The sequence below is a fragment of the Synechococcus sp. BS56D genome, assembly GCF_004332405.1.
Lineage (GTDB): Bacteria > Cyanobacteriota > Cyanobacteriia > PCC-6307 > Cyanobiaceae > Synechococcus_C.
Map to the genome: position 1 here is coordinate 115,022 of NZ_PHQU01000001.1, position 25,349 is coordinate 140,370.

At 60.9% G+C, this 25,349-nt stretch carries 28 protein-coding genes; 9 read left to right on the forward strand and 19 right to left on the reverse strand.

The genetic code is table 11. The annotated features are described in order from the left end of the window. Positions 1-4 precede the first annotated feature (4 nt). From CWE17_RS00585 to CWE17_RS00625, 9 genes are all read right to left on the reverse strand, one after another. A complete protein-coding gene (locus CWE17_RS00585; protein WP_131454432.1) occupies positions 5-1,849 on the reverse strand; it encodes an NAD(P)H-quinone oxidoreductase subunit F in 1,845 nt (614 codons plus the stop codon). A gap of 83 nt (positions 1,850-1,932) precedes the next feature. Beyond that, on the reverse strand, positions 1,933-2,616 hold the full coding sequence (locus CWE17_RS12460; protein WP_153188448.1) for a BMC domain-containing protein: 684 nt from the start codon (positions 2,614-2,616) through the stop codon (positions 1,933-1,935). Between the two features lie 44 nt (positions 2,617-2,660). Then, a complete protein-coding gene (locus CWE17_RS00595) occupies positions 2,661-2,912 on the reverse strand; it encodes a carboxysome peptide B (RefSeq protein WP_131454433.1) in 252 nt (83 codons plus the stop codon). Beyond that, entirely contained in the window at positions 2,912-3,238 is a 327-nt protein-coding gene (locus CWE17_RS00600) for a carboxysome peptide A (protein WP_131454434.1), read from the reverse strand. The genes CWE17_RS00595 and CWE17_RS00600 overlap by 1 nt, the downstream gene beginning before the upstream one ends. Positions 3,239-3,240: 2 nt before the next feature. Then, positions 3,241-5,031 (reverse strand): carboxysome shell carbonic anhydrase, encoded by a 1,791-nt coding sequence (locus CWE17_RS00605; protein ID WP_131454435.1) that lies wholly within the window; start codon positions 5,029-5,031, stop codon positions 3,241-3,243. A 7-nt stretch (positions 5,032-5,038) separates the two neighbouring features. Next, on the reverse strand, positions 5,039-7,426 hold the full coding sequence (locus tag CWE17_RS00610) for a CsoS2 family carboxysome shell protein (protein WP_131454436.1): 2,388 nt from the start codon (positions 7,424-7,426) through the stop codon (positions 5,039-5,041). Between the two features lie 115 nt (positions 7,427-7,541). Beyond that, on the reverse strand, positions 7,542-7,883 hold the full coding sequence (locus tag CWE17_RS00615; RefSeq protein WP_006043651.1) for a ribulose bisphosphate carboxylase small subunit: 342 nt from the start codon (positions 7,881-7,883) through the stop codon (positions 7,542-7,544). A gap of 106 nt (positions 7,884-7,989) precedes the next feature. Further along, on the reverse strand, positions 7,990-9,405 hold the full coding sequence (locus tag CWE17_RS00620; protein WP_131454437.1) for a form I ribulose bisphosphate carboxylase large subunit: 1,416 nt from the start codon (positions 9,403-9,405) through the stop codon (positions 7,990-7,992). Between the two features lie 69 nt (positions 9,406-9,474). Then, positions 9,475-9,786, reverse strand: coding sequence for a BMC domain-containing protein (locus CWE17_RS00625; RefSeq protein ID WP_006169870.1), 312 nt, complete (start codon positions 9,784-9,786; stop codon positions 9,475-9,477). A gap of 342 nt (positions 9,787-10,128) precedes the next feature. Here CWE17_RS00625 and CWE17_RS00630 point away from each other — a divergent pair, with 342 nt between their 5' ends. Then, positions 10,129-10,716, forward strand: coding sequence for a non-canonical purine NTP pyrophosphatase (locus tag CWE17_RS00630; RefSeq protein WP_240789176.1), 588 nt, complete (start codon positions 10,129-10,131; stop codon positions 10,714-10,716). Positions 10,717-10,719: 3 nt separating this feature from the next. Here CWE17_RS00630 and CWE17_RS00635 read toward each other — a convergent pair whose 3' ends face one another. Further along, the gene (locus CWE17_RS00635; protein ID WP_131454439.1) at positions 10,720-11,505 is read right to left on the reverse strand and encodes a BMC domain-containing protein; all 786 of its coding nucleotides are present in this window, start codon (positions 11,503-11,505) and stop codon (positions 10,720-10,722) included. 97 nt (positions 11,506-11,602) lie between these two features. Between CWE17_RS00635 and CWE17_RS00640 the strand changes: the two genes are divergently transcribed. Further along, complete coding sequence (locus tag CWE17_RS00640) at positions 11,603-11,971, forward strand: hypothetical protein (protein ID WP_131454440.1); 369 nt, start codon at positions 11,603-11,605, stop codon at positions 11,969-11,971. Positions 11,972-11,973: 2 nt separating this feature from the next. On the opposite strand, the gene CWE17_RS00645 is transcribed toward CWE17_RS00640, so the two are convergent. Then, on the reverse strand, positions 11,974-12,453 hold the full coding sequence (locus CWE17_RS00645; RefSeq protein ID WP_131454441.1) for a hypothetical protein: 480 nt from the start codon (positions 12,451-12,453) through the stop codon (positions 11,974-11,976). A gap of 141 nt (positions 12,454-12,594) precedes the next feature. Here CWE17_RS00645 and CWE17_RS00650 point away from each other — a divergent pair, with 141 nt between their 5' ends. The 3 genes from CWE17_RS00650 to bchL all read left to right on the forward strand — a co-directional run bounded on the left by CWE17_RS00650 (position 12,595) and on the right by bchL (position 16,507). Next, on the forward strand, positions 12,595-13,839 hold the full coding sequence (locus CWE17_RS00650; protein WP_131454442.1) for a ferredoxin:protochlorophyllide reductase (ATP-dependent) subunit N: 1,245 nt from the start codon (positions 12,595-12,597) through the stop codon (positions 13,837-13,839). 3 nt (positions 13,840-13,842) lie between these two features. Further along, entirely contained in the window at positions 13,843-15,447 is a 1,605-nt protein-coding gene (locus CWE17_RS00655) for a ferredoxin:protochlorophyllide reductase (ATP-dependent) subunit B (protein WP_131454443.1), read from the forward strand. A gap of 169 nt (positions 15,448-15,616) precedes the next feature. Next, positions 15,617-16,507, forward strand: a complete 891-nt coding sequence (gene bchL / locus CWE17_RS00660; RefSeq protein ID WP_131454444.1) for a ferredoxin:protochlorophyllide reductase (ATP-dependent) iron-sulfur ATP-binding protein — start codon at positions 15,617-15,619, stop codon at positions 16,505-16,507. A 2-nt stretch (positions 16,508-16,509) separates the two neighbouring features. Here the strand turns inward: bchL and CWE17_RS00665 are convergent, their stop codons facing one another. The 3 genes from CWE17_RS00665 to psaM all read right to left on the reverse strand — a co-directional run bounded on the left by CWE17_RS00665 (position 16,510) and on the right by psaM (position 18,172). Further along, entirely contained in the window at positions 16,510-17,520 is a 1,011-nt protein-coding gene (locus tag CWE17_RS00665) for a protochlorophyllide reductase (protein WP_131454445.1), read from the reverse strand. 91 nt (positions 17,521-17,611) lie between these two features. After that, entirely contained in the window at positions 17,612-17,914 is a 303-nt protein-coding gene (locus tag CWE17_RS00670; RefSeq protein ID WP_131454790.1) for a hypothetical protein, read from the reverse strand. Positions 17,915-18,067: 153 nt separating this feature from the next. Then, complete coding sequence (gene psaM, locus CWE17_RS00675) at positions 18,068-18,172, reverse strand: photosystem I reaction center subunit XII (protein WP_007101959.1); 105 nt, start codon at positions 18,170-18,172, stop codon at positions 18,068-18,070. Between the two features lie 81 nt (positions 18,173-18,253). Here psaM and CWE17_RS00680 point away from each other — a divergent pair, with 81 nt between their 5' ends. Continuing rightward, the gene (locus CWE17_RS00680) at positions 18,254-18,724 is read left to right on the forward strand and encodes a CRR6 family NdhI maturation factor (protein ID WP_131454446.1); all 471 of its coding nucleotides are present in this window, start codon (positions 18,254-18,256) and stop codon (positions 18,722-18,724) included. On the opposite strand, the gene CWE17_RS00685 is transcribed toward CWE17_RS00680, so the two are convergent. After that, complete coding sequence (locus CWE17_RS00685) at positions 18,715-19,488, reverse strand: sulfite exporter TauE/SafE family protein (RefSeq protein ID WP_131454447.1); 774 nt, start codon at positions 19,486-19,488, stop codon at positions 18,715-18,717. The two genes, CWE17_RS00680 and CWE17_RS00685, sit on opposite strands and share 10 nt — an antisense overlap. A 34-nt stretch (positions 19,489-19,522) precedes the next feature. Between CWE17_RS00685 and CWE17_RS00690 the strand changes: the two genes are divergently transcribed. Beyond that, positions 19,523-20,284, forward strand: coding sequence for a lipoate--protein ligase family protein (locus CWE17_RS00690; protein WP_240789178.1), 762 nt, complete (start codon positions 19,523-19,525; stop codon positions 20,282-20,284). Here the strand turns inward: CWE17_RS00690 and CWE17_RS00695 are convergent. Next, positions 20,269-21,558: a site-2 protease family protein gene (locus tag CWE17_RS00695; protein WP_131454791.1), complete on the reverse strand. Its 1,290-nt coding sequence runs from the start codon at positions 21,556-21,558 to the stop codon at positions 20,269-20,271. The two genes, CWE17_RS00690 and CWE17_RS00695, sit on opposite strands and share 16 nt — an antisense overlap. Positions 21,559-21,637: 79 nt before the next feature. On the opposite strand from CWE17_RS00695, the gene CWE17_RS00700 reads away from it, so the two are divergent. Together CWE17_RS00700 and CWE17_RS00705 are read left to right on the forward strand one after the other, a co-directional pair. Then, entirely contained in the window at positions 21,638-22,312 is a 675-nt protein-coding gene (locus CWE17_RS00700) for a phosphoribosylanthranilate isomerase (RefSeq protein WP_131454449.1), read from the forward strand. Positions 22,313-22,338: 26 nt separating this feature from the next. Beyond that, positions 22,339-22,851, forward strand: coding sequence for a hypothetical protein (locus CWE17_RS00705; RefSeq protein WP_131454450.1), 513 nt, complete (start codon positions 22,339-22,341; stop codon positions 22,849-22,851). A gap of 12 nt (positions 22,852-22,863) precedes the next feature. On the opposite strand, the gene folE is transcribed toward CWE17_RS00705, so the two are convergent. The 3 genes from folE to CWE17_RS00720 are packed head-to-tail and all read right to left on the reverse strand — an operon-like array spanning position 22,864 to position 25,343. Further along, positions 22,864-23,610: a GTP cyclohydrolase I gene (gene folE, locus CWE17_RS00710; RefSeq protein WP_131454451.1), complete on the reverse strand. Its 747-nt coding sequence runs from the start codon at positions 23,608-23,610 to the stop codon at positions 22,864-22,866. 11 nt (positions 23,611-23,621) lie between these two features. Continuing rightward, positions 23,622-24,329 (reverse strand): SDR family oxidoreductase, encoded by a 708-nt coding sequence (locus CWE17_RS00715; protein WP_131454452.1) that lies wholly within the window; start codon positions 24,327-24,329, stop codon positions 23,622-23,624. Positions 24,330-24,353: 24 nt separating this feature from the next. After that, a complete protein-coding gene (locus CWE17_RS00720) occupies positions 24,354-25,343 on the reverse strand; it encodes an acetyl-CoA carboxylase carboxyltransferase subunit alpha (protein WP_131454453.1) in 990 nt (329 codons plus the stop codon). Positions 25,344-25,349 lie beyond the last annotated feature (6 nt).

The following is a 25,349-nucleotide window of genomic DNA, read 5'->3' on the forward strand; positions in this document are numbered from 1 at the left end:
CACCTCAGTTCAGAAGCCAGCTGAGGCTGAACAGCAGCAGCACAATCGCCGCAACCACCGTGAGCACGTAGCTCTGGCTCTGACCGCTGATGCTCAATTTGAGACCATCGGCGCTTTGGAGGGAGAAACGAGCCAGGAAATGGAGCACACCATCGACCACCGTGCGATCAAAGCGATCAGCCAGTTTTGAAAAGGCAGCTACCACATTCACGATCGTGAGGCGGTAGAAGCGCTCGGTATAGAAATCAAAAGCGAGGAGATCCTGGAACCAGCGAAGAATGGGATTCAGGGAACGGGACCAGGCTTTATTCAGAGGGATCAAGGCTCCGATGAGAAGTCCCACCAGGCCACTGCCAACCACAAGCGCGGCCGCCCAGACGGGGAAAGCGAGCAGCCCATCCAGAGACTCCAGGCGAATCAGCAACAACGGGGTGATCAGAACGATCACAGACAGCGCCACCATCGGCAGGGCCATTTGCCAATTGATCTCTGCGGCTCTCCTGGTCTTGGCCAGGGACTGCCCCAGGAACACCTGGCGGTAGACGCGGGTGAGGTTGAGGGCCGTCAGCGCATTGGTCACGAGAAACACGACAACCAGGGCAGGTTCACGAGCGCCAATCAACTCCACGGACTGGGCCAAGCAGAGGAAGCCCCCAAACGGGAGAAAACCAACAAGACCCAGCGAACCGATCAGAAAGGATCCGGAGGTTGCCGGCATACGGGAACCGAGCCCCCCGAGTTCGGTGATGTCCTGGCAATTGGTGGCTGCGATCACGCCACCCACGCTCATGGACAGCAGAGCTTTGGAAACGGCGTGGGCAAAGAGCAGCAGGAGTGCAAGTACGGGCACCTGCAACGCAATGGCGATAAAGACGAGGCCCAGATACGCCGTTGTGGAATAGGAGAGATTCCGTTTGATATCCACCTGGGCAATCGAAACCAGCGAGCCGCCAAGGGCACTGATGATTCCAATCACCTGAAGGATCACCAGGGTGACGGGAGCCTGCTGCAGCAGGGGCATCACCTTGAGGAGAACGATGGCACCGCAGGTGACAACGACGGAATTGCGCAAAATCGAAGCTGGGTTCGGACCCTCCATCGCTTCATCCAGCCAGAGGTGCATGGGGAACTGGGCGCACTTTCCGACCGGACCAGCAATCAGACCTAAACCCAGCAGGGTCGCGGCAATGGGGGTCATGGGTTGCGTTGCTGACCAGGCGTAAAGATCCTGAAAGCCCATGACTCCAGACCAGGCAGCCAGAGACACCACCCCCATCAGCAGGAGGACATCGCCGACGCGCTTGGTGAGAAAGGCATCCCTGGCAGCGGTGATCACCAGCGGCTGGGCGTACCAGAACCCCACCAGCAGGTAGGTGGACAGGGTGAGCATCTCCAGCAGGAAATAGCTCTGAAACAGGGAGTCACTGAGCACGACTCCAGACATCGCACCCTCGAAAAAGCCGAGGAGAGCGAAGAAACGGGCAAGGGCCCACTCCTTATCGAGATAACCGAGTGAATAGAACTGAGCCAGAAGGCTGAGACCAGTGATCAGTTCAAGAGCCGCCAGGTTGGTCAGCGACAGGCTGAAGCTGATGTTGAGCTGCAGGTCTGCAAAAGCCAGCCAGGGAAACTCAAGAGACACAGGCCCATTGAGCATCACCTCACGCAACACCAAACTCCCATGCACAAAGGCAATCAGGGTGAGAAGGATGTTGAGGTAAGCGGGGGGGCGATGCGCATCCCTGCGAAACCAGCCAGCGGCCCATGGAAGGGCCACGAGGGTTCCTGCCAATCCATAGAGGGGGATCAGCCAGGCGGTCTCAATGGTCAGGGTGGAAAACGTGCTCAAAAAAAGAACTCAGACGTTTCCGGCCGAAGGCGCGTTGGCCGGAGAATCTAAGCGGAATTGGGAGTCCGGGAACGCCATTCCACTCAGAGGCGGCGACGGGCGCCGGTCGCCACCAAGGCAGGCTCAACCTCCTGATGGGGACGCGCAATGATATGGGCGGCCACCAGGCCATCGCCTACTCGCTCACAGGCATCAGCGCCTGCGCGAACAGCGGCGTTCACCGCACCGGTCTCACCGCGCACCATGACGGTCACGTAGCCACCGCCGACGTACTCGCGACTGATCAGCTGCACCTCGGCAGCTTTGGTCATCGCATCGGCCGCTTCAATTGCAGGCACCATCCCACGGGTTTCGATCATGCCAAGGGCAATGCCCTTGATCGGTGCCGGCGTTGCAGCCGCAGAGACACTCGAGGAGGCACGGCGAGCGGCACCACCGGAAGCGCTGCTGGATCGTGTGCTGGTCGAGCGACTCGTACCCGATCGGCTCGCGCTTGTGCTGCGACGGCTGCTTGTGGTGCTGGAACTAGCACTGCGGCGTGTGCTTGTGGCTGCGGCAACGGCGGTCACATCGACAGTTGCCTTGGCAGCCGGTGTGTTTTTGACAGCAGGCGTTGTCTTATCAGCCGCTGCGGAGGTGCTTGCCGCTGGCGTCGCGGCCGCAGGGGTCACTGCTCCGCTGGACGTGGAGGAAACAGAAGCACCTGAGGAAGCAGCCGACGGGCTGGAACCAGCGGAAGAGCGACGGCGGGGCGTTGGAGTGGCCATGGTGAGGAGGGAGTGGATGGAACGAAGCGGGACGGGGCGATCAGTTATCCATCCGGCGTCCAGTGATCGATGATCCCGCCGATGGTGAGATCAGTGAGGACCGTGTTATCAGGACAGGCATGACGGGCCGCAGAGCCGCTGGCAGTAAAAACCCAGTTCCCTTCTCGAGCACCAACGGGATCAACAGCCACAAGTTTCTTGCCTTTGTTGTTTTCCAGAATGCGCAGGTGCATGTGATCAAGTCCGGCGACCCGATACGTGCAAATCAGTGTTCCCCGCACCTGCATGATTTCCATCAGCCTGCAGCCCCCTGGGGTGGGGTTGGGGGAGCTGCAGGGGACGCTGCAGGTGCGGATGGTGTGGAGGGAGGTTTCGGGGGATCGGGCTCCCAGTGGTCAATGATCCCAACGATGGTGAGGTCACTGGGATAAGACTTGCTACCGGCAGCCTCACGGGCAGCAGAGCTGGAAACGCAGATGACCCAGTCTCCGGGCTTGGCACCGACGGCATCAACAGCCACTTTTTTGGTGCTGCCATCGAGGACGACCTGTAGATGCTTGTGCTCAAAATCGGGGATCCGATTGGTTGAGACGAGTGGCTTGATGACCTTGACGATGAGCATGATCAGTGAGCCTCCTGACGGACAGGATCGAGGGAGGACCCTACCGTTTCGGCAGGGGAAGGGTTGTCACGATCTCGGACCGTGAGCATGGTGTGGAGCAGGCCGGCGTCAACAAGCTCCGTGTAGCGGGCGGCGATCGCTTGGTTGACGCGATGGCAATCAGCGACAGCCCGCTCTCTGGCACCAGGAACCTTGCCTGAGTAATCGAAGCGGACAACGACAGGGATTGGCAAATCCCTTGAAACATTGAGTCCCTTGAAGATCTTGACGCCGACATCGAGATCCGGAGCACCTTCCTCAACAGTGTCGAGATGGGCGAAGTAGGTGAGGTTGCGTAAATGCACCTCCTTGAACCCGATGCCGACACCGATAAAGCGTTCCGCATGGCCTGCATCGGGATAGGGCCCGTGATGCAGGGCACGGACGTAATCCTGTTGGGAGAAATTGTTGATCAGTAATTCGGCAATGAAGCGCACCATGCCCGGATCAGGAGCCGTCGTGGAGTGGGTTTCCACCGCAGCGAAGACCGCCTCACGAGCCTGATCAGCGTGCAGACAGGCGGTGCTCTCATAAAGAGTTGCAGCACACAACCATTGATCAAGCTTGATCGCACCATCACGATCCGGAACATGAACCCGGATCGCATCGGTGTCAGTGTCGAGACCGATCAATAAAAGATCCACCGAAGCACCACAGCAGAAGCTGTTCTCAACGGCTTCACGGAAATCCTTGAGGCGTTGCAAACCTGCAGAGGCCGCCAGAGAGTCGTTGCTGCCGTGGGCGGCACAGCCTTGGTGGGATGGATCTAAAGAACTGAAGTGGTACGTAACCACTTTCAAATAACGCGTAGGGGCATGGGGCTCGTTGGGAACAAGTTCGCGAAAACGGCGATGCTCGGTTTTGACCCAACGATTGACCGTGTTTTCCACGTCGAACATGGCTCCGGCATGGGAGCGACGCCGCACGGCACTGAAGGGAATGCGTAGGGCGTAGGCAATGGAATGGGCTAAACGACCATCCGCGCAGGGAGTGACATCAAGCAGATGGAAACCGCAGTCGAGTAAGAAAGTGTTGAACTGCTCAGCGCGCTGACTCCCGGACGCACCGCCGAGAGGGTCATCGAGAAAGAAACGCTCGCTCAGGGATTGATGGGCCTGGAACACACACCAGGCAAACAGGGCGCGCATGTCGAGGGGACGCACCCATGCTTTCTCAAGGATGTGATCGGGTAGATCAAATCCGAGCTCGGCCCGAGCTAAGCGTTGAGCCTGGGTAATGAAATCAGCGTCGTGTTGAAAGGCTGAAACCCTCTGGAGAACGGGAACGATGCGATCAAAACGTCCCTTGACCTCCAGTTCATAGGCCTGGAGCCTGGTGTTCTCGGAGAGCTGGGTGAGGGGATGGGCAGCCAACACACCTCTGCGAGACACTGTCGCCGCTTGAAATCGAGCGGAAGAAGAGCATGCCTGAGGCTGAAGTTCAGCCGATTGATCCCGGCGAATCCAGGAGGGGCGCTGCACGACAGGTCGTCGGGTGTCCTGACTTGAACGAATCCGTCCACTGGACAAACGAGCATCATTCACCACTGCCGCTTTGCCCGCAGTGGTCAGCGCCTTACGCCGTTCAAGGGCGGCGCTGCGGGTGGTGGCAACTGGATCCGATCCGGGTTGATCCTGGTTGGGTCCCATCTCAGTTGAGCTGGAGAGGGCCTGAGCCAACTGCAGCTGACGACGTGTGGGAGCCGTGGGAGCCAGTGGGCGCCCGCTCCGTGCCGATGGTTGGGAGCGAACCATTCTTCGATCAGCCCCGAGCGCCGCCGGAGACGGTGATCAGCGATCCTTTGTCGGTGTTGCCAGAGGAGCCGGTCACACGGCTGACGGGCCACTCCGTTTCCTGGTTGCGCTTGCGTTCGAAGGACGACATGGCGCTCATCGGGCCAGGACGGGAAGGATTGCGACGGCGGGCTGAAGCCCCTTCCGTACCCGTGACGTGCTCACCACGGTCCCAGTCATCGCCGGTGACCTTGGTGGATGAACCCTCTCCGGTGACCCGAGAGACAGGCTTGGTGGGAGGCTCACTCACCACAGCCACGGTGGGCTGGAACTGTCGCTGTTGCCGGTTCTGGAATTCGCGGTTATCGAAGCGAAACTGCTCGGTACCCGTGACTTTTCCGCCGGCCATATCAAAAGGGCCGGTGATGCGGCTCCCCTGCTCATAAGCGGTGCCAGTGACCCCGGAACGAAGCTCACGATCCTGTTGAGCGGCACGGGCGGGGGACATCACACTGAAACGTGTCCAAGGGGCACCTTCCGGTGACACACCATGGGTTTCAGTGCCAGCGGGGGCATCAGAACCGCAGGCCGCAGCGAGTTGATCAGCACCCAGATAGGGAGTTCCGGTAATCGCTTCGCAGGCTCCACGCTCATCACCGGTCATCACCCCACCGACCCCGGGCTGAAGACCGGTCATCGGGGCTGAAGGAGTGCCGACGCGCACTGGAGTGCGCTCACGGATGGCCTGCACAGCAGGAGTACCGCAGTATTGACCAGCCTGCTCAAGACCTGCATAGGGAGTACCGGTCACAGCCTTGCAGCTACCGGGCTCGTCCCCAGTGACCTTGTCGGACCGACCGGTGCGGGTACCGCTGACGACCTGATTGCGGTTGGTGATGCTGAAACCCACCTTGGCGGCTTCAGGCTCTGCCTTAGACCCGCAAAAAGCATTGACTTGCTCAGCACTGATGTATTGATCACCAGTGACGCGATGGCAGGAGCCGAACTCATCGCCGGTCACCTGCGCAGAGCGACCCACCATCGTTCCAGTCACACCGGTACCGGAAAGGGTGGCGGAACGTCCGACCTTGGCGGCAGGACGTCCCTCAGGGAGGGGGTCGGATCCGAGGTACTGATCTCCAGTGAGGGCACGACCAGCTCCGGCTTCATCACCAGTGACACTGGAAGAACGGCCCACCATCACGCCACTCACTGGACGTCCTTGCTGGGTCAGGCTGTGTCCGACTTTGCGTGGGGAGGGGGTGGAACCACCGCAATAAGCCGCGGACTGGTTCGCAGAGATGTATTCAGTACCGGTGACGGATTTGCAGGTGCCGGGCTCGTCACCAGTCACTTTCTCGGAGCGTCCGACTTCGTTGCCGGTCACTCGATTGCCGTGGCTGGTAGCGGTCACGCGAACCTTGGCAGGGGTGGTGACGGCAGGAGCGCTTTGACAGAAGGTCTGGAAGACTTCGGCACCCAAGTACTCAGTGCCAGTGATGGAGCGGCAGGTGCTGGCCTCATTGCCGGTGGTCTTCACCGAGCGGTTGGCCTGGGTACCGGTGACGGTCTGACCACCTGTGGTCTGGGACTCACCCACTTTCCAATGGGCATCCGCAGCGGCTGCCTGCTTGGAACCATGACGATTGGGACCAGAGGGGCGGGTCACACCCGCACTCTGCTTATTACGGGCACCAGCCTTGGCACGCAATTCGCGCACCTGCTGAGCCAACTCACGGCTGGTGAGATCGGGATTTGCCTGACGAGCAACAGCGGCTGCGCTGGTGGGCTGCTTGCCAGCAGTCTTGCCGTGCTTCGACATGGCATCGCGGCGAGCCAGCACCAAAGCGCGGCTGGGATTTTCAATGGACCGGCGCTTGGGTGACGCACTACGTCGCTCAGCAGCGGCGCGACGGTCGCCGGAGCGATTGCTCAGCTCAACGGAGACCGCAGGACGTGTCGACAATCCTTTCTCAGCTGCACGCTGTCCACCGCATCCGCACTCTTTCTTGGCCGGTTCAGATGGGGGAGCGACAACCGTTTGCCGAGCCGCATCAGTGCGATTGCGGTCGCGACTGGTATCAGCGGTTTTGCCTCGACGGGAGAGTGCTTCACGACGGGCGAGCACCAGCTCACGACTGGGATTGCTCTGGGGCTTCACCTGGGAGAAGCGGGCGACTGGAGCGCGCTGCAGAGTCACGGCAGCAGGGGCAGAGACAGAAGCGACTGCAGATTGCGAAGAAACAGGCGTGGTGGCTGTGATCTCAGCAGAAGCATCCGTGCGGGTCGGACGTGCATCCGAAGCCGTGCGCACACGATTCGCCTTACCGCCTGCGGCAACCGATGCCTTCTTCCCGGCGGTGGTCAGCGCCTTACGGCGCTCAAGTGCGAGTTCGCGACTGGAAAGTCTTGCCATGTCCGCCCGAGGTTGTCGTCGTGAATGGAAGGGTGGAGCCCTCCCGGAAAAGAGTTGAGCCCTGATGAAGGTCAGGGCTCGGAACCATTGGATCGAAGATCAGCTAGATCGAGGATCAGCGACCTTCGAAGACCACGAAGCAAGCACCCTGGCTTTGGGTGTAGGCGTCGTAACCAACGATGCGCACGTGGTGGTCGGGATAAGCGCGATGGCAAGCCTCGAGCTCGCTGACCACAACATTGAGGTCCTTCTCACCGAAGAAGGGCAGCTTCCAATAGGACCAATACGTGGCCATGGAGTTGCTGGGGTGGACATGCTCGACGAGCGGGCTCCAACCCTGGGCAATGATGTAGGCGATCTGGTCGTAGATCTCGTCCTGGGTCATCGGCGGAAGAAAGCCGAAGGTCTCCAGGGTGGCGACTGTTTGGTAGTCACCCACGGTGCTCTGGAAAGGCATGGGGATCCTGGGTTACGGAATTGGTTGGACCGGATCTGTTGTTATCCGGCCGGAGTCATGACGAAGAACGGTGGGAGAACACCGATTGAGGTGCTCTCCCTGCCGATCAGTTCTGAACGTCGAGCTTGTCGACGGTGTCGAACTCGAACTTGATCTCCTTCCAGGTCTCGAGGGCGATGGCAAGCTCGGGGCTGTGCTTCGCGGCTTCCGTGAGGATGTCGCGGCTCTCCTTCTCGAGATGACGGCCGGCGTTGCGTGCCTTGACGCAGGCTTCGAGGGCCACACGGTTAGCAGCAGCACCTGCAGCGGAACCCCAGGGGTGACCATGGGTACCACCACCGAACTGCAGAACGGAGTCGTCACCGAAGATGGTGACCAGGGCGGGCATGTGCCACACGTGGATACCGCCGGAGGCGACGGCGAACACGCCAGGCATGGAACCCCAGTCCTGATCGAAGAAGTTGCCGCGGCTGCGATCTTCGGGAACGAAGGACTCACGCAGCTGGTCGATGTAGCCGAGGGTGGTCTGACGATCACCTTCCAGCTTGCCGACCACGGTGCCGGTGTGGAGCTGGTCACCACCGGACAGACGCAGACACTTGGCGAGAACGCGGAAGTGGATGCCGTGCTTGGGATGACGGTCGATCACCGCGTGCATGGCGCGGTGGATGTGGAGCAGCATGCCGTTCTTACGGCACCACTTCGAGAGACCGGTATTGGCAGTGAAGCCACCGGTGATGAAGTCGTGCATGATGATCGGCATCTTGAGTTCCTTAGCGAACTCAGCGCGCTCATACATCTCCTCGGGAGTGTTGGCGGTCACGTTGAGGTAGTGACCCTTACGCTCACCGGTTTCCTGCTCAGCCAGCTTGATGGCTTCCGCAACGAACTCGAAGCGGTTCTGCCAGCGCTGGAAAGGCTGGGAATTGATGTTCTCGTCGTCCTTGGTGAAGTCCAGACCGCCACGCAGGCACTCATAGACCACGCGACCGTAGTTCTTACCGCTCAGGCCGAGCTTCGGCTTGATGGTGCAGCCCAGCAGAGGACGGCCGTACTTGTTCATCCGATCGCGCTCGACCTGAATGCCGTTCGGCGGGCCGTAGCAGCTCTTGATGAAGGCAATCGGGAAGCGGATGTCTTCCAGACGGAGGTGACGCAGGGCTTTGAAGCCGAACACGTTGCCGACCAAGGAGGTCAGCACGTTGGTGATGGAACCCTCTTCGAACAGATCGAGGGGGTAGGCAATGAACGCGTAGAAGGACTCCTTGTCACCAGGGACGTCTTCGATGCGATAGCAACGGCCTTTGTAGAAGTCGAGGTCGGTGAGGAGCTCGGACCACACAGTGGACCAGGTGCCGGTTGAGGATTCAGCAGCCACAGCAGCGGCGACTTCTTCCTTGGGCACACCTTCCTGGCCGGTGCACTTGAAGCAGGCCAGCAGGTCGGTGTCGAGGGGAACGTAATCAGGAGTCCAGTAAGTGTCTCTGTACTCCTTGACCCCAGCGTCGTACTTCTTGCTCATGGGAAAACTCCGTTAGGTCGGTGAAGGGATTTGAGAGGCGCGAGTTCGTCAAGAACTCAGCGGCAGATCTCAGTCCTTCTGACCCAGGAAGTTGCCGTTGCCCAGAGCAGGCTCCACTTCGCGGTGGGGGCGGGCAATGATGTGAGCAGCAACGAGGCCGTCGCCGACGCGCTCGCAAGCATCAGCACCAGCGCGCACAGCGGCGTTCACAGCGCCGGTTTCGCCACGCACCAGAACGGTGACGTAGCCGCCGCCGACGAACTCACGACCGATCAGGCGCACTTCAGCAGCCTTGGTCATGGCGTCAGCAGCTTCGATCGCGGGGACCAGGCCGCGGGTCTCGATCATGCCGAGAGCGATGCCCATGGTTTCGTTAGCCATTGCCTACCGGGAAAGGGGTGGAATGTTCGCCGCTGACATTGCTCTGCCGAAGCACCAAACGTCAAGCGATAGGAGGCTTTTTGAGCATCACAGTCCATAGTGAACGCTATAAGCAGGGCTAATCACCAAGGCTCCAACTGTTCGCTGACGCTGTTGGGGTTCATGTGAGCACCCCCGGACAGGCCGATGGCAAGAGCGCGCGCCACACCTAGCTTCACATTTGGAGACAGTGCCCCGCGCCTGCGGGGGTGGAATGTTCAACCCGTTCTGGCTCCAACCTCGCGACGTGGAGAGATTCATACCGCTAAGCCACACAATGGATGCCTTCCGACCTGTTCAGGATTGGTTCGCCCTGTTTTGACCATTGCCAGTGGCAACCCCAACAAGGTTGCTGAGATCGTCTCGATGCTTGGCCCTCTCGCTCTCGAAGTGAGGCGTCAACCTGACGATCTTGATGTGGAAGAAACGGGAGCGACTTACCTCGAAAACGCCCGTCTGAAAGCAGTTGCGGCAGCACGCCGTACCGGATGCTGGTCACTCGCAGACGACTCCGGCTTGGAGGTTGATGCGCTTGGAGGAGCCCCTGGTCTTTTCACTGCACGGCTGGCACCAACCGATTCCGAAAAGATCCAAAGGTTGCTTGAAGCTCTGGAAGGCGACCCGTACCGCAGCGCCTGCTTTCGTAGTGCGATGGTTCTCTGTTCACCAGAAGGGCAGTGCCTGGAAGAAGCGGAGGGAGTCTGCTGGGGGGAACTCCTCAAAGCACCGGCCTTCAGCGGCGGCGGCATTGAATCCCTGTTCTGGGTGCGCGAGGCCAACTGCAGCTACGGCGAACTGAATCCATCCCAGCTGGCTCGCCTTGGTAGCCGAGGGAAGGCAGCAAGAGCGCTGGCGCCACGCCTGCGGGAACGTCTCGGACTCAACCGGTGATCATCAACGCAGTGAAGAGCGGCGGTTAATGAGCTCGATCGCCCGCATCGCTGCAGCAGCGGCCTCCTCCACATCGCCCTCACGTCCGGCCAGAGTGAGCCGCCCGAACGCACCGACAGCTTTCACATCCACAAGGGTGATGTTGGAGGCTTTCTCCGCCTCATTGGCAGCGATCAATACGTAGCCGGCGGGTTCGGTCTCAAGAATGAACATGCTCATCCCGGCCTCGATCATCGAGCCCCGGCGGTTCTGGCGGTTGATCAGCACTGCATGGTCGGGAGTGATCGCACGGATCACCTCCGTCCAGCTGACATCAGCCGGACTGCGCTGCTCGATCGAGCTACCGATGGCCTCGAGGACCACATCACCGGAATGGAGCACGGTGCTCTGGTCGCGGTGATAGAGCGCCATCGAACCGAAGGCACGCTCCACGACCATCTGACCGAGGCGCACGTTGCTGGCCTTCAGGGCTATGTCGGTGACTCGATGCACGGCCATGCCAGGGGACACCTCCATCCACAGGCAGGCATCGCCAGGAATCGGAAGAAACCCCTGACTGACCGAACCCATGTAAGCCGCCAACTGGGGCTGGAGGGAATCGATAAAGACATGGGTCCGCAGTTCAATCGACTGAACATGGCTGTTCTGTCGATTCAGACGGGGAGATTCGCTATCGGTGGTCACCACACAGCTCGGTCCCCCAGCGGAGGGGTGAACCTCCGTGCCGGTGACGAGAGCGCTGCCCCCACGCCGCCGCTCCCGGGGATCGAAGCCGGCGAAACGAGTCATAGCCGGGATCTTACCGGAAGGTCATGAATAAAGGAGCTGCTAGCGCTTGCACACCGACAGGCAACCGATACCGTCCGGCCATCCGTTGTTTCGAACCATGGCGACCCCGGAGCTCAATGCCGAACAGGCTCTCGGCCTGGTGAGCTACACCCTGATGCAGCGCTTGGCCCATGAAGGGCAAGTGGACCTTCCCTGGCTGGACGCCCCGGCTGACGAAACGGCCGATTCAATTCGCCAGCTGCGCCAGCGCCTTGAACTCACAGCCCTCGCTGTGGAAACAGGTGCGCCCCTTTCAACCGCAGAGGTGAGCCTGCTGCTCGGCGCCAGACCCGGTGCTGAAACAGTGGAACGAGGCGGCCTCCGTGCCCGTCGGGTCAGCCGCAACGTCTGGCGATTGACCCGAATCGAGAGCAGCGACAGCAAGTCGGGCGGCTTCAACGATGATCGTTTCCGCCGCCGTCTCTGAGATCAGGGCTTGGCTTTGTCTTGAGCGGCAGGCTCCTCGATCTCGACGCACACCGTGGTCGCAGCCAGCTGTTCGCGGGCCGCGACCACTGGAGCGGCCTTGTCCTTGAGCTGCTCAGCAGCCTGTTCGAGGGTCAGGTTTTTGTCTTTAGTGACAGATTGAACCGCCTTCTGGAAGAGCTGCACCTGATCGCGGTACTCCTTGACCTCAGCCTTATTGAGCTGTTCCTCCGCCCCTTCAAGCTTGCTAAGCGCTGCCTTGAGGGACTCACCGGCCTTCTCGGCATCACCGATGGTCGACTGAGCGGTCAGGGAATTCACGCTTGCCACAGCGGCATCCACGTCGAGACGTGCCGCGCAAACGGCCTCGACGCCTTTGGCCACTTTCACTTCATCATTCACCGCCTTTTTTGCCGGGGATTGACAGGCAGCCAACGCCACAGTCAGAGCGAGAACCGCGGGCAGAACGCGCAGGGGAGACATGGAAAGACGCAATGGATTGCGATCGAACAGTAGGCACAAACAACCGATCGAACGCGCTCTGATCCCAAAGAGTTCCTGTGCCCGGAGGCTCCAAGCAGTTCCGGCGCCACCCTGAAGGAATCCACCTTTGCCCTGGGCGGAATGAGCGCCAACCTGTTGAAGGAGTCGGGGCCCCGTGAGGTGTTCTGCGGTCTCACCTCCATCGTCTGGCTGCATCGACGCATGCCGGATGCTTTTTTTCTCGTGGTGGGTTCACGCACCTGTGCCCACCTGATTCAAAGCGCTGCCGGCGTAATGATCTTCGCGGAACCGCGCTTCGGCACCGCCATTCTGAGCGAGCGAGATCTGGCCGGCCTGGCCGATGCCCAAGAGGAGCTGGATCGAGTTGCCAGAGAGCTTCTGCAACGCCGCCCCGAAATCCGCACCCTGTTTCTTGTGGGGTCTTGCCCCAGCGAAGTGATCAAACTCGATCTGGCCAGGGCCGCGGAACGACTCAACGAGGAACTCGGCGGTCGGGTGCAAGTGGTGAACTACTCCGGGAGCGGCATCGAGACGACCTTCACCCAGGGAGAGGACGGCGCCCTCGCAGCCCTGGTACCCATGCTTCCGACCAGTGATGAGAAGCAATTGCTGCTGGTGGGGACACTCGCCAATGCAGTGGAAGATCGCTTGATCACACTGTTTCAGCGCATGGGAATCGCGACGGTGCGCAGCCTCCCCCCCAGGCAGTCCACCGAGCTACCTCCCGTGGGCGAGGGCACACGCGTCCTGCTCTGCCAACCCTTTCTTGGCGATACCGCGCGCCGGCTCCGTGATCGGGGGGCCACCATCCTCGCGGCTCCTTACCCCTTAGGTGCGGAGGGAAGTCGTCTCTGGATGGAAGCGGCCGCTCAGGCCTGGGGCGTCGATCCAACAACCGTGAGCGACATCCTTGATCCCTTGATGCAAAGAGCCAAGCAAGCCCTGGAGCCCCACCGGCGCAGATTGGCAGGACAGAGAATCTTTCTCTTGCCCGAATCCCAGCTGGAGATCCCCCTAGCTCGCTTTCTGCACAGGGAATGCGGCATGGAGCTGGTGGAAGTGGGCACGCCCTATCTGAATCGGGAGCTGATGCAGGCGGAGCTGGACCTGCTGCCCGACGGCACTCGGGTGATGGAGGGACAGCACGTGGAACAACAACTGGATCGGGTGCGAGACAGCCGACCCGATCTCGTCGTCTGCGGCATGGGTCTGGCCAACCCCTTGGAAGCCGAAGGCATCGCCACCAAATGGTCGATCGAACTGGTCTTCAGCCCCATCCACGGCATCGACCAGGCCGGAGAGCTGGCAGAGCTCTTTTCCAGACCCCTTCAGCGCCACCAGCTGCTTCACCCCACAGCCCCCTAACCGATGGACCTCACTCTCTGGACCTATGAAGGGCCGCCCCATGTGGGGGCCATGCGCATCGCTGCCTCGATGGAGGGTGTGCACTACGTGCTTCACGCCCCTCAGGGCGACACCTATGCCGATCTGCTCTTCACCATGATCGAGCGGCGCGGCCGGCGCCCACCCGTCACCTACACCACGTTCCAGGCCCGCGACCTCGGCGGCGACACCGCCGAGCTGGTGAAGCGGCATGTGCGCGAAGCCGTCGAACGCTTCAGGCCCGATGCCCTGCTGGTGGGGGAGAGCTGCACTGCCGAACTGATCCAGGACCAGCCAGGGGCCCTCGCCGCCGGCATGGGACTGGACTTACCAATCGTGAGCCTGGAACTTCCCGCCTACAGCAAGAAGGAGAACTGGGGTGCAGCGGAAACCCTGTATCAGCTGGTGCGCGGGTTACTCCTCCACAACGCCGCTGCCCAATCTCCTGGGGCTGCCAACCCTGGCCCCCAGGCCTGGAAAGAGCAGCAACGACGCCCCAGGGTGAACCTGATGGGCCCATCCCTCCTGGGCTTTCGCTGCCGGGATGACGTGCATGAGATCCGAGGACTGCTGGAGGACCACGGCATTGATGTTCAGGTCGTGCTGCCGATGGGAGCCTCCGTGGCTGATGTGATGCGACTGCCCGACGCGGACGCGAACATCTGCCTCTACCCGGAAATCGCTGAGCCCTGCTGCAGCTGGCTAGAGCGCAACTACGGCATCCCTTTCACACGCACTGTGCCGATCGGAATCGGGGCAACAACACAGTTCTTGCAGGAACTGCACGCACTGCTCGGCATGGAGCCGCCGGATCCGGAGGAGGGAAGGCAGCGCTCACGCTTGCCCTGGTATTCGGACTCCGTCGACTCCACTTACCTCACCGGGAAGCGGGTGTTCATTTTCGGCGACGGCAGCCATGTGCTGGCAGCGGCCCGGATCGCCCGACAGGAACTGGGCTTCCAGGTGGTGGGCCTAGGCACCTACAGCCGAGAGATGGCGCGACCGGTCCGGACTCTGGCGAAGGAGCTGGGCCTGGAAGCCTTGATCAGTGATGACTACCTAGCGGTGGAGGCCGCGATGGCGGAGGCGGCCCCTGAACTGGTGCTCGGCACCCAGATGGAACGTCATAGCGCCAAGCGACTGGGGATTCCCTGCGCCGTAATCAGCACACCGATGCATGTGCAGGACGTTCCAGCCCGCTACAGCCCACAGATGGGCTGGGAAGGAGCCAATGTGATCTTTGACACCTGGGTGCATCCGTTGATGATGGGCCTGGAGGAGCACCTGATCGGCATGTTCCGCCATGACTTTGAGTTTGTGGATGGCCACCAAAGCCATCTCGGTCATCTTGGCGGGTTGCAGGCAGGCCAAATGACGGCCGAAATCAGCGCTGACAGCGAGGAACAATCGACTGCAGCGCACTCACTAACCCTGCAATGGACTGCCGACGGAGAAGCGGAACTCAAGAAGATCCCCTTCTTCGTGCGCGGCAAGGTTCGTCGTAACACTGAGGCCTATGCCCGGGAAAGCGGGCGAAAGGAGATCAACAGTGAAACCTTGTATGACGCCAAGGCCCACTTCAGTGCATGAGCACGAGGATGCGCAGCGATTCATGCAAGAAATACCTAGGTAGAAACCACCAGAGAATCTGTGATTACTGTCGGCAAATGCACACTCCTCAACCTGTTATGTCATTTCCAGATCGATTACCTGCAATCCACCCCTGCTGCAGTTCAATGAAAACAAGTGGTTCTTTCCAATGACAACAACCCTGAGCAGGCCTGCCGATGGTGAAGGCAGCGTGCAGGTCCACCAGGATGCCTCGGTGAGCATCCAGGAGGGGGCTCTGGTCATTGCCGTTTACGGCAAAGGGGGAATCGGCAAATCGACCACATCCTCCAATCTCTCCGCTGCCTTTTCCAAGCTGGGCAAACGGGTGCTTCAGATCGGGTGCGACCCCAAACATGACAGCACCTTCACCCTCACCCACCGCATGGTGCCAACGGTGATCGACATCCTTGAGGAGGTTGACTTTCACAGCGAAGAACTACGACCGGAAGATTTTGTCTTCACGGGATTCAATGGCGTGCAATGCGTGGAAAGCGGGGGGCCTCCTGCCGGTACGGGCTGTGGTGGTTACGTGACCGGTCAGACCGTGAAGCTGCTGAAGGAGCACCACCTTCTTGAAGACACCGATGTGGTGATCTTTGATGTGCTGGGAGACGTGGTGTGTGGTGGCTTTGCAGCCCCCTTGCAACATGCCAACTACTGCCTGATTGTCACCGCCAACGATTTTGATTCGATCTTCGCGATGAACCGAATCGTGGCTGCGATTCAAGCCAAGGCAAAGAACTACAAGGTGCGCCTCGGTGGAGTGGTTGCCAACCGCTCAGCTGACACCGACCAGATCGACAAATTCAATGCGCGCACTGGCCTTCGCACCATGGCCCACTTCCGCGACGTGGATGCGATCAGGCGCTCACGCCTGAAGAAATGCACGATCTTCGAAATGGACGACAGCGACCCAGCCGTGAAGGAGGTCCAGAACGAATACCTCAACCTCGCCCAGGCGATGCTCGACAAGGTGGAACCCTTGGAGGCCGAGCCTCTCAAGGATCGGGAGATCTTCGATCTGCTCGGCTTCGACTGAGCTCAGCTTTCCACCTCGGAGCGGCCCACAAGCTTCATCGACAGATCCCAGACCCGTGCAGCGGTTGAGGGGTCCGTGGCCTTGTCCGAGAGCTCTTGGCTGAACTGACGACCATCTTTTTTCTGGCGATTGCCCCAGCTCCAATGCACCCCGGAAACAGCAAACTCCGGATCAGCGACCACCTGGGCCACCCGCTCACCAGCCAAGGCCTGACTGACATAGCCGCCGGTGATGTTTTTCTGAAACCAGGGAAAAATGGTTTGGAACGCCTTCGGCGTGTTGCGGAACAAAGGGGTATCCGCCACGCAGCCTGGGTAGAGCGAACTGAACACGATTCCTGTCCGCTCATGAAGCCGACGATGCAGCTCCTGGGTCGTGATCATGTTGCAGAGCTTGCTGTCTTTATAGGCTTTTCCAGGCTTGAAAGCTTTGCCGCTGGCCATGCTGATCGGGGCCTGAAAACCTTGCTCGAACCCTGAGAGATCACCAAGATCAGCGGGTGCAGGAATTGGAATCTTGCCTCCAAGTTCTTTGGAATTGGCGGTGACGGTGCCGAGGATCACCACCCGACGGGACGGATGACTGGAGGCCTTGAGGGACTCCATGAGCATCTGAATCAGGAGGAAATGGCCAAGGTGGTTCGTGGCCATGGAAATTTCGTACCCCTGGGGTGAGCGCTCGGGCTGCTTGAGGCGAGGCTTGTAAACCGCCGCATTGCAGACGACGGCGTCCAACTCACCGGACAGGGAACCCACGAGAGTCTCAACACCCGCACGCACACTCTCCAGATCGCCAAAGTCGATGCGCAGGTGATTCAGCTGTCGGGAATCAATGCCGAGAGCGTCAGCAGCCTCGGCAGCTCGAACAGGGTCACGGTTGGCAGTCACAACCCGCCAACCCCGATCCACCATCGCCTTGGCGGCATTGAGTCCGACCCCGGACGTGGTGCCAGTGATCAACACGGTTCCAGGTGTACCGGCCTGGACACCGGAAGGAATTGATGGGGCAGCCATCAGAGCGATTCTTGCGACTCAGGGGAGTCAAGCTAAGCGGGGGGAGCCCCCCCCAAGCCCCCAGCAAAGAGGGAGTGCAACAGTTGGCGGCTCAGCGCCAGATCACCCTCAACCGATTGGGCTCGATCCACTGATCCTGCTCATCCATGAATCGGCGGTCACCGCCAAGGCTGAAGAGACGATCAAAGCGTTGCTGCAGTCCGTGGAGCTTGCTGGTCTCCACCTCAACAACTGCAGCCAGCTCACCATGACGATCGAGCCGTTGTTGATAAGCCAAGGAGAGCTTCACAAGGCTGACCGTCCCAAGGGCAATCAAACCAACTTTCACAGCCAGAGCGAGGGCACTCCAGACCATCTCCCTGCGCTCAGCCTCGAGCTGGAGGTCAGAGGCAATGCTTGCAGCATCAGCAGGACCGCCTTTAGTGGTGACCGATGGACGACCGCGAAGCGATCGGCTTGATTGAGCCAGGGAGGAGGCCACCGCTTGAGTTCAGATGCCCGCTTGTAACGCAGCAAACATCAGTTGACTAGGCCTCCCCAGATGCATTCAGGCGCGATAGAGGCTGACGCACAGACGCACGGCCAGCACACCGGCGTGAGCCGCCACCACAAGAGCGATCAGCACTTCAGCCTGGGTGAGGGAGCTGGCCATGATTTTCGGGGAAAAGCCTTTCCATTCTTCCTGCATGGCCGCACAGGACGCCATCATTCGCAAAGGCCTGTCACACCATCCATGTCTGTGCTGATCTCGGAGGAGGCGATCCGCCGCCTGGATCTTGCTCCCCTCTCCGAATGGCTGGCGTTACCTCTGAAGGATCGACTCGAAGCCGGTGCTGTTTTAACGCTGGAGTACGTCTGGCCACGAGAGTCGGAGGATCCCCGGGAGCTGAGCGAATGCCCAGAGCCAAGGCTTTGGGCGCTTCGTGCTGATGGCCGCTGCCCCTGGCTACCGCTGCTCCTCGACCGGAACAGCGGCTCCCTCGCTCAGCACGTGGCGATGCTCGTTCCCCATCACTTCAGCCGCAGCGAAGGTCTTCGCTTCGATCCCCAGGCCCTGGAGCTCTGGATCACCCAACGCTTAATGCTGCTGGATGACCTCACCAAGCAAAGGGGCGAGAGCCAGCGCGGCAATCTCACCCAGATGGCCCAAAGCCTTGGCTACGAGCTGGAACCCGCCTTCTGGGCCCTGCTGGATCAAGCGTGATCCAGGAGCGCAAGCATCAGCGCCCTGCGACCGCTATCGAAAGCCAGCAGTAAGGAAAGGGCTCGGAGCATCCAGGCGAGCCTGGCCCCGCCGACCCGATCGAGCCGGGAGGCACTCCACTGAGCCGCCAGAGCCGCCACTCCCCCCAGCACCAGACCAAGCAGGGGGACCCCCCGCCCCATCTCCAGAAACTGCAGGGAGGCGGCACTGGCTGAACAGGCCACCGCGAGGGTGCTGAAACGAATCGCCAGATGAATCGGCACAGAGAGTCCCCGCACCATCAAGGGCACCATCACAAGTCCACCCCCGAGTCCCAACAATCCACCAGCCAGGCCGGCCACGCCGCCGATGGCTGCCATCCCGACCAGGGGTTCTCGTGCATCAGAGCGCGTCTCAGGACCGGCATGATCTGCCTGGATCGTGAGTGCCAACAGCAGATACAGAAGAGCCTGTAGTGCCAGGAGGTGCCAGCCGGCCGCAAAGCGACCGAGGCGACTGAACAGGAGTGCCGCCACGAAGGCGGCCAGACCCAAGACGAACCCGGCTCGGCCTGGGAGCCCCCTGGCGCGAAGGTGGGTGAGCGTGCCCCCGAGAGCCGTGGGCACAATTGCGAAGGTGCTGGTGGCTAACGCTTGATGGGGACTCAGCCCCATCCAGAGGAGCAGAGGCGCGAAGATCAACCCACCACCAATTCCCAGCAGACCGGCCAGCAGGCCAGCGAGCAGCCCGAGGGGCAGCACCAGCAGCAGATCCCCGAGCTCCATGCCGATCCTTTCAACCACCGCATCCTGCCGACCCATGCCCGCGGGACAGGGCTGGACGCTTCCGTTTCTGGAGCTGGACGGGCCCAGTCAGATGGCTCTGGACCGGTGGCTGCTCGAGCAGAGCGTGACCTCCGGAACAAAAAGCCCGGTGCTTCGCTTTTACGGTTGGAAGGGCCCCTGGCTTTCCCTGGGTCGCCACCAGGTCGCGACGCCGCCCCACTGGCAGGCCCTGGCGGATGCAGGTGTCATCAAGCTCGTGCGACGGCCCAGTGGCGGCGGCGCCGTGCTCCACTCCGGAGGGCTGACCTACGCACTGATCTGGCCGGGTGCCCCCCGCCAGCGGCGCGAGGCTTACCGGCAGACATCGACCTGGCTAATCGACAGCTTCCAGAGCCTGGGTCACACGCTTGAGCCCGGCCGATCTGCGGCCACTGCAAGGCTGCAGAACTGCTTTGCTGGCGCCAGTGCAGCGGACCTGGTGGACCGTGAACCTCACAACAGTGGAGCTCACAACAGTGAAGCTCACAAACGGATCGGTAGTGCTCAGTACTGGCTGCATGGACACCTGCTCCAGCACGGTGAGATCGTGCTTCAGCCCCCAGCTGATCTCTGGGAGACGCTGTTCGACAGCACTCCCCCCGCCCCGCTGGAAGCGTTAACCCAACAGGAGCTGATTACCGCCCTCACCCAAACACTGCAGAACCGTTGGCCGGAGGTCCATTGGCATGGGCAAACCCTTGGGGATGATGCCTGGCAACAGGTGAAGTCGGCTAGCGAGAACTACCGCCTGGCCTGAGCATCCGCCGGAACTTCAGGGTCGTCCTCCAGGAGTCCCGAGGCCCGCATGGTCTCCACGGCCTGCACAAGCGGAAGTCCAAAGGGATAAATGTTCTGGCGCCTGGCGGCCTCAAGCAGCGAGGGCGGCAGGCGCAGAGACAGGGCTTTGAGCACCGCTTCCCCCACATCACAGCGATCGATCGTGCCCCCGGGCAGTCCTGCCCGATTCATCACGAGCAGGCGGCCCTCCGCACTGCTCTCCAAGGCCAGAACCGCCCTCCAGAGAGGAGCGGTGTCAGCGATCGAGGGAAGCTCCTCCAGCGGGCGCAGATGATCCCCCAGCCGCTGTCGATCCCACTGCTGCACGGGCAGATCCCTGAGGGGGGCATCGGTGACATAGCCAACCCAGCGCCCGGATCGGGTAATCAGCACCCAGTCACCCACAGAGTCGGTCCCGTCATTCGCGCCGGAGGAAGCCAGACGCAGCTGACTGAGGCGTCTGAGGGTCTGGTCAAACTCAAGCACCCGGAAGCGGCGGCTGCTGGCATCAGCGACGGTGATGCGACGCAGCACCTGCTGAAGAGCGAGAACCTGACCCTGGCTGCGGGATGCCCCGAGACCAAACCAGCCCAGCATCACCAACCAGAGTGCCCCAAGACCGCCGCCCCGCAAAAACAGCCAGGCTCCCATCACCATCGCAAACAAGGAGAGGGTTCGCCCCGTGGCACTGGCCACCTGGATGCCCTTGCGCTGACTGCCGGTCCACTGCCACACGAGGGCCTTGAGAATCAACCCACCATCAAGGGGGAGTCCTGGCAGCAGATTGAACAGCGCCAGCACCAAATTGAGGGCACCGAGCTGACCGACCAGATTGCCGAGCAAAGGATTGAGGTGTCCGGCCGGGTGAATGGATAACAACAGCAGGGCCGCAAGGCCGAGGCTGACCAAGGGGCCGGCAGCAGCGACCCGCAGGGTGCCCATGGGGGTCGAGCACTCGCGTTCGACACTGGCGACACCGCCCAACAGGAAGAGCGTGATGCTGCGCACCTTGACCCCCTCCTGCAGAGCGACAAGGGAGTGGCCGAGTTCGTGGAGCAGCACCGAAACGAACAGAAGCAGCGCCGTCACAAGGCCAAGCAACCAGCTGAGCCAAGCTCCAGCTGTCTGCGCAGCAGGCTGAGTGGCCACCTGGTTCTGAAACGCCAGGGTGGCCAGCATCAAGATGAGAAACCAACTGGGGTGGACCCGTAAGGGGATGCCCCGAATCCTCATCAACTGCCAGCCTTCACCCACGAAACCCTCCACCGGGCAGTTCAAGATCCCGGGCTGTTCAAAATCCCGAGTTGATTCAATCCTAGAAACTGTGCCTGTCATGCCCAAGCGACGCCCGAACCTGAAGATCTGTGGCCTGAAGGACCCACAGCAGGCCCACGCAGTCGCAGCCATGGGTGTGGAGGCGATCGGTGTGATTGGAGTACCGGAATCCCCGAGACACCTGAATGCAACGGAACGCCGTGAATTGTTCGCTGGCCTTCAGACGTCGTTCCCAGACCTGGAGCGGGTCTGGGTGGTCGCCAACCTCGACGATGCCGCGATAGCAGCGGCTCTCTGCGGTGACGGCGCACCGAGCGTGGTGCAGCTGCATGGAGGCGAATCGGCTGAACGCTGCCGCAGCTTGCGGCAGCGTCACCCTGAGGTGCGCTGGTGGAAAGCCATGCGGATCCGGGAGCCAGCGGATCTGGAGCAACTCGCCTCCTACGAGGACTGCGTTGATGCCCTACTGCTCGATGCCTGGAGCCCTGAGCAGCTCGGTGGTACCGGGCATCGCCTGAATCTCGACTGGCTCCAGACCCTACAAAGCCTGCGTCCGTCCAGCCTGCCCTGGTGGCTGGCCGGGGGGATCAGTGCGGAGTGGATCCCAGACCTGCTGGAACGCGTTCAGCCCGATGGACTGGATGCCTCCAGTCGCCTGGAAATTTCCCCGGGCTTGAAAGACCTTCAAAAAGTGCAGGCTCTGGTGGACGCCATCGGGAGCAACCAGGGATAGCGTTAGCGCCCAACCTCTTTTGACTGATGGGATCCGCACTGATCCGCCTGGCCCCCCTAGGACTCGCCAGCGTGCTTGCATTCCTTGGAACCCCTGGCGTGCGCAGTCAGGGAATGCTGGCGGGATGCCGGCTCGAGAACGGAAGCCTTCAGTGCGTGCCAGGTATGACGGCGGATCCTCAGCAGCAGATCCAGGTGCTGGACGGGGAGATCAGCAGTGGTCTCCAGGCTGAAGGACGGATCCAACAGACCATCAGCGATCTTCAGCGTTTTGTTCTGGTGGGTGAGGCCCGACAGGGGCAGCTGCTGAAGGCAGAGCTGATGCTGAATGGCGGATCCATTTCAGCCGTTCATATCCACTGGTACCGGCGCCAAGGCAACGGGGCCTGGATCTTGGTGCAGGACGTGAGCGAGAGCACCTACACCATCGGGCCTGACGATGCAGGCAGTTCAGTGATGGCTGTTTTGACTGTCACCGACCAGAACGGAAAGGTGAGCCGCGTGAACAGCAACACAATCGGACCTGTGCCTGTGAACTGACGCTGTGGGCGGTCAGGTGCTCAGAAGGGCTTCCTGCTGACGCACCAATTCAAAAAATTCCTGCTTCAGGCTTGGGTCGTGACGGAAATCTCCCCTCACGACCGAGTTCACCATGCTGGTCTGCGGCTCACGAACACCACGCCACTTCATGCAGTAGTGCTGGGCTTTAACAATGATGCCAAGACCCTGGGGTTCACAGAGTCGCTCAATTTCGTCCGCCAGGATCATCACGGCTTCCTCCTGGATGTGAGGCCTTGAAAAGACCCAGTCGGCCACACGGGTGAACTTGGAAAGACCGATCACCCGGCTACCAGGCTTGATCCCGATCCAGCAGTTGCCCATGATCGGCACCAGATGGTGCGAACAGGCGGAGCGCACCGTGATTGGTCCCACGGTGTAAATCTCATCGAGATTTTTGACGTTGGGGAAACTGGCGACCTTGGGCTGCTGGTGGTAGCGACCCTTGAACACCTCCTGGAGATACATGCGCGCAACACGCTCGGCTGTCTCCTCAGTGTTGTGATCGTTCTCAATGTCAATCACAAGAGCGCGAAGAAGATCACGAACGCGATCCGCAACCTCACTTTCCAACCCCTCAAGTTCACCCTCGAGGATGTAATCAGCAATATTGTCGTTCGCCAGGAAGCTGGCGTCAGCTGCTTTCAGGCGCGCCCGAATCCTGGCAGAGATGCTCTGAGGCAGCACCGGGGCTTTTTCACGGCTGAGACCGTTGGCTGAGGCAGAAAGCGTAGAAGTCATGAATGCCGGGTTCAAAAAGCGCCAGTTGCTGGCATCAGAGTGAGATCCTCAATCACCTGCGTAGCAGGTTGCTGAGCGAGATGGAGGAGGGCTGCCGCTGCCTGTTCGACAGGAAGCATGGCACGGCGGTCGAAGTCGCTCTGCACCGTGGGGGAATCCCAGAGAGGGGAATCCACTGCACCGAGCGTGAGCGTGCAAGCACGCACTCCATGCTTTCGCTCCTCCTCTGCCAAACATCGGGTGAAGCTAGCCAGAGCAGCCTTGGTGGTGCAGTACGCCCCCCAGCCTGGGAAGGCGTTGCGAGCAGCATGGCTGCTCACATTGATGACGAGACCTCCGGAGGGGCGCATCACCGGCACCACTGCTGCACAGATCTGAAAGACGCTGGTGAGATTGAGCTGGAGCAACCACTGCCAGCGGTCAAGGGGCATGTCCAGGAGCTCACCGGTCCAGGCAGCGCCTGCGTTGTTGATGAGCACGGAAGGACGCAGCCCCAAGCTGAGGAGTTCCTCCACGCCGGTAGCGATGGCTTCGGGGGCACTCAGGTCAATGGCCCGGTAGTGCACTTTGCGACCGGTGCTGGACAACTCCGAGGCAAGAGACTGAAGAGCCGCCTCACTGCGGGACACCAAAAGGAGATCCCATCCGGCATCGGCGAAGCGTCGTGCTGTCGCATGACCGATGCCTCGTGAAGCACCGGTGATCAGAACAGAAGGCAAATCGGCCTTGCAAGCCGAGACACCCTAGACAGCCGGATCGATTTCCGGAGTCCCCGACGACAGGACCCGACCCATCGCGCGGAATTTGCGGTACCGCTGCTCCCGCAGATCATTAGGAGACAGCAGCTCGAGTTCGCTCAGATGGCGCTCAATCGCTTCCTTGAGCACTTCACCGGCCTGAAGAGGAGCCCAATTGTTGCCTCCAGCCGGCTCAGGGAGCACTTCATCCACCACTCCGAGGCTTTGGAGGTCAGGGCCGGTGATGCGCAGGGCCGCTGCCGCCTCAGGGGCCTTCCCTGCATCGCGCCAAAGAATGGACGCACAAGCCTCCGGACTTGCCACGGTGTAGACGCTGTGCTCGAACATCAACAGGCGATCGGCCACACCAATTCCCAAAGCACCACCTGAACCGCCCTCGCCAATGACCGTTGCGATGATCGGCACGCGCAATCGGAACATTTCACGCAGGTTGACCGCGATCGCTTCACCCTGTCCCTGCTCCTCGGCCAGCAGACCGGCGTAGGCCCCTGGTGTGTCGATGAAGCTCAAGATCGGCAGACCAAAACGATCGGCGTGATCCATCAGACGCAAGGCCTTGCGATAGCCCCCAGGAGTGGCCATCCCAAAATTGCGGGCCACGTTTTCCTTAGTGTCCCGCCCCTTCTGATGACCAAGCAGAAGCACGGAACGCGATCCGATTCTGCCCAGACCTCCCACAAGGGCCTGATCATCGCTCCCGCGGCGATCACCATGGAGCTCAACCCAGTCGTCACAGAACATCTGAATGAAATCCAGGGTGCTCGGACGATGGGGATGACGAGCGACCTGAATCTTCTGCGCGGGCGTCAGGTTGGAGAAGATCTCTTCACGACGCCGGGCGGCCAGGGTCTCCAGCTGCAGAAGCTGCTGGCTCACATCGACCTCTGAGTCGCGTGCCAGCTGTCGAATCTGCTCGATCTGCTGCTCCAGCTCCACCAGGGGCTTCTCAAAATCGAGCAGGGGACGACGGGCCATGACAGA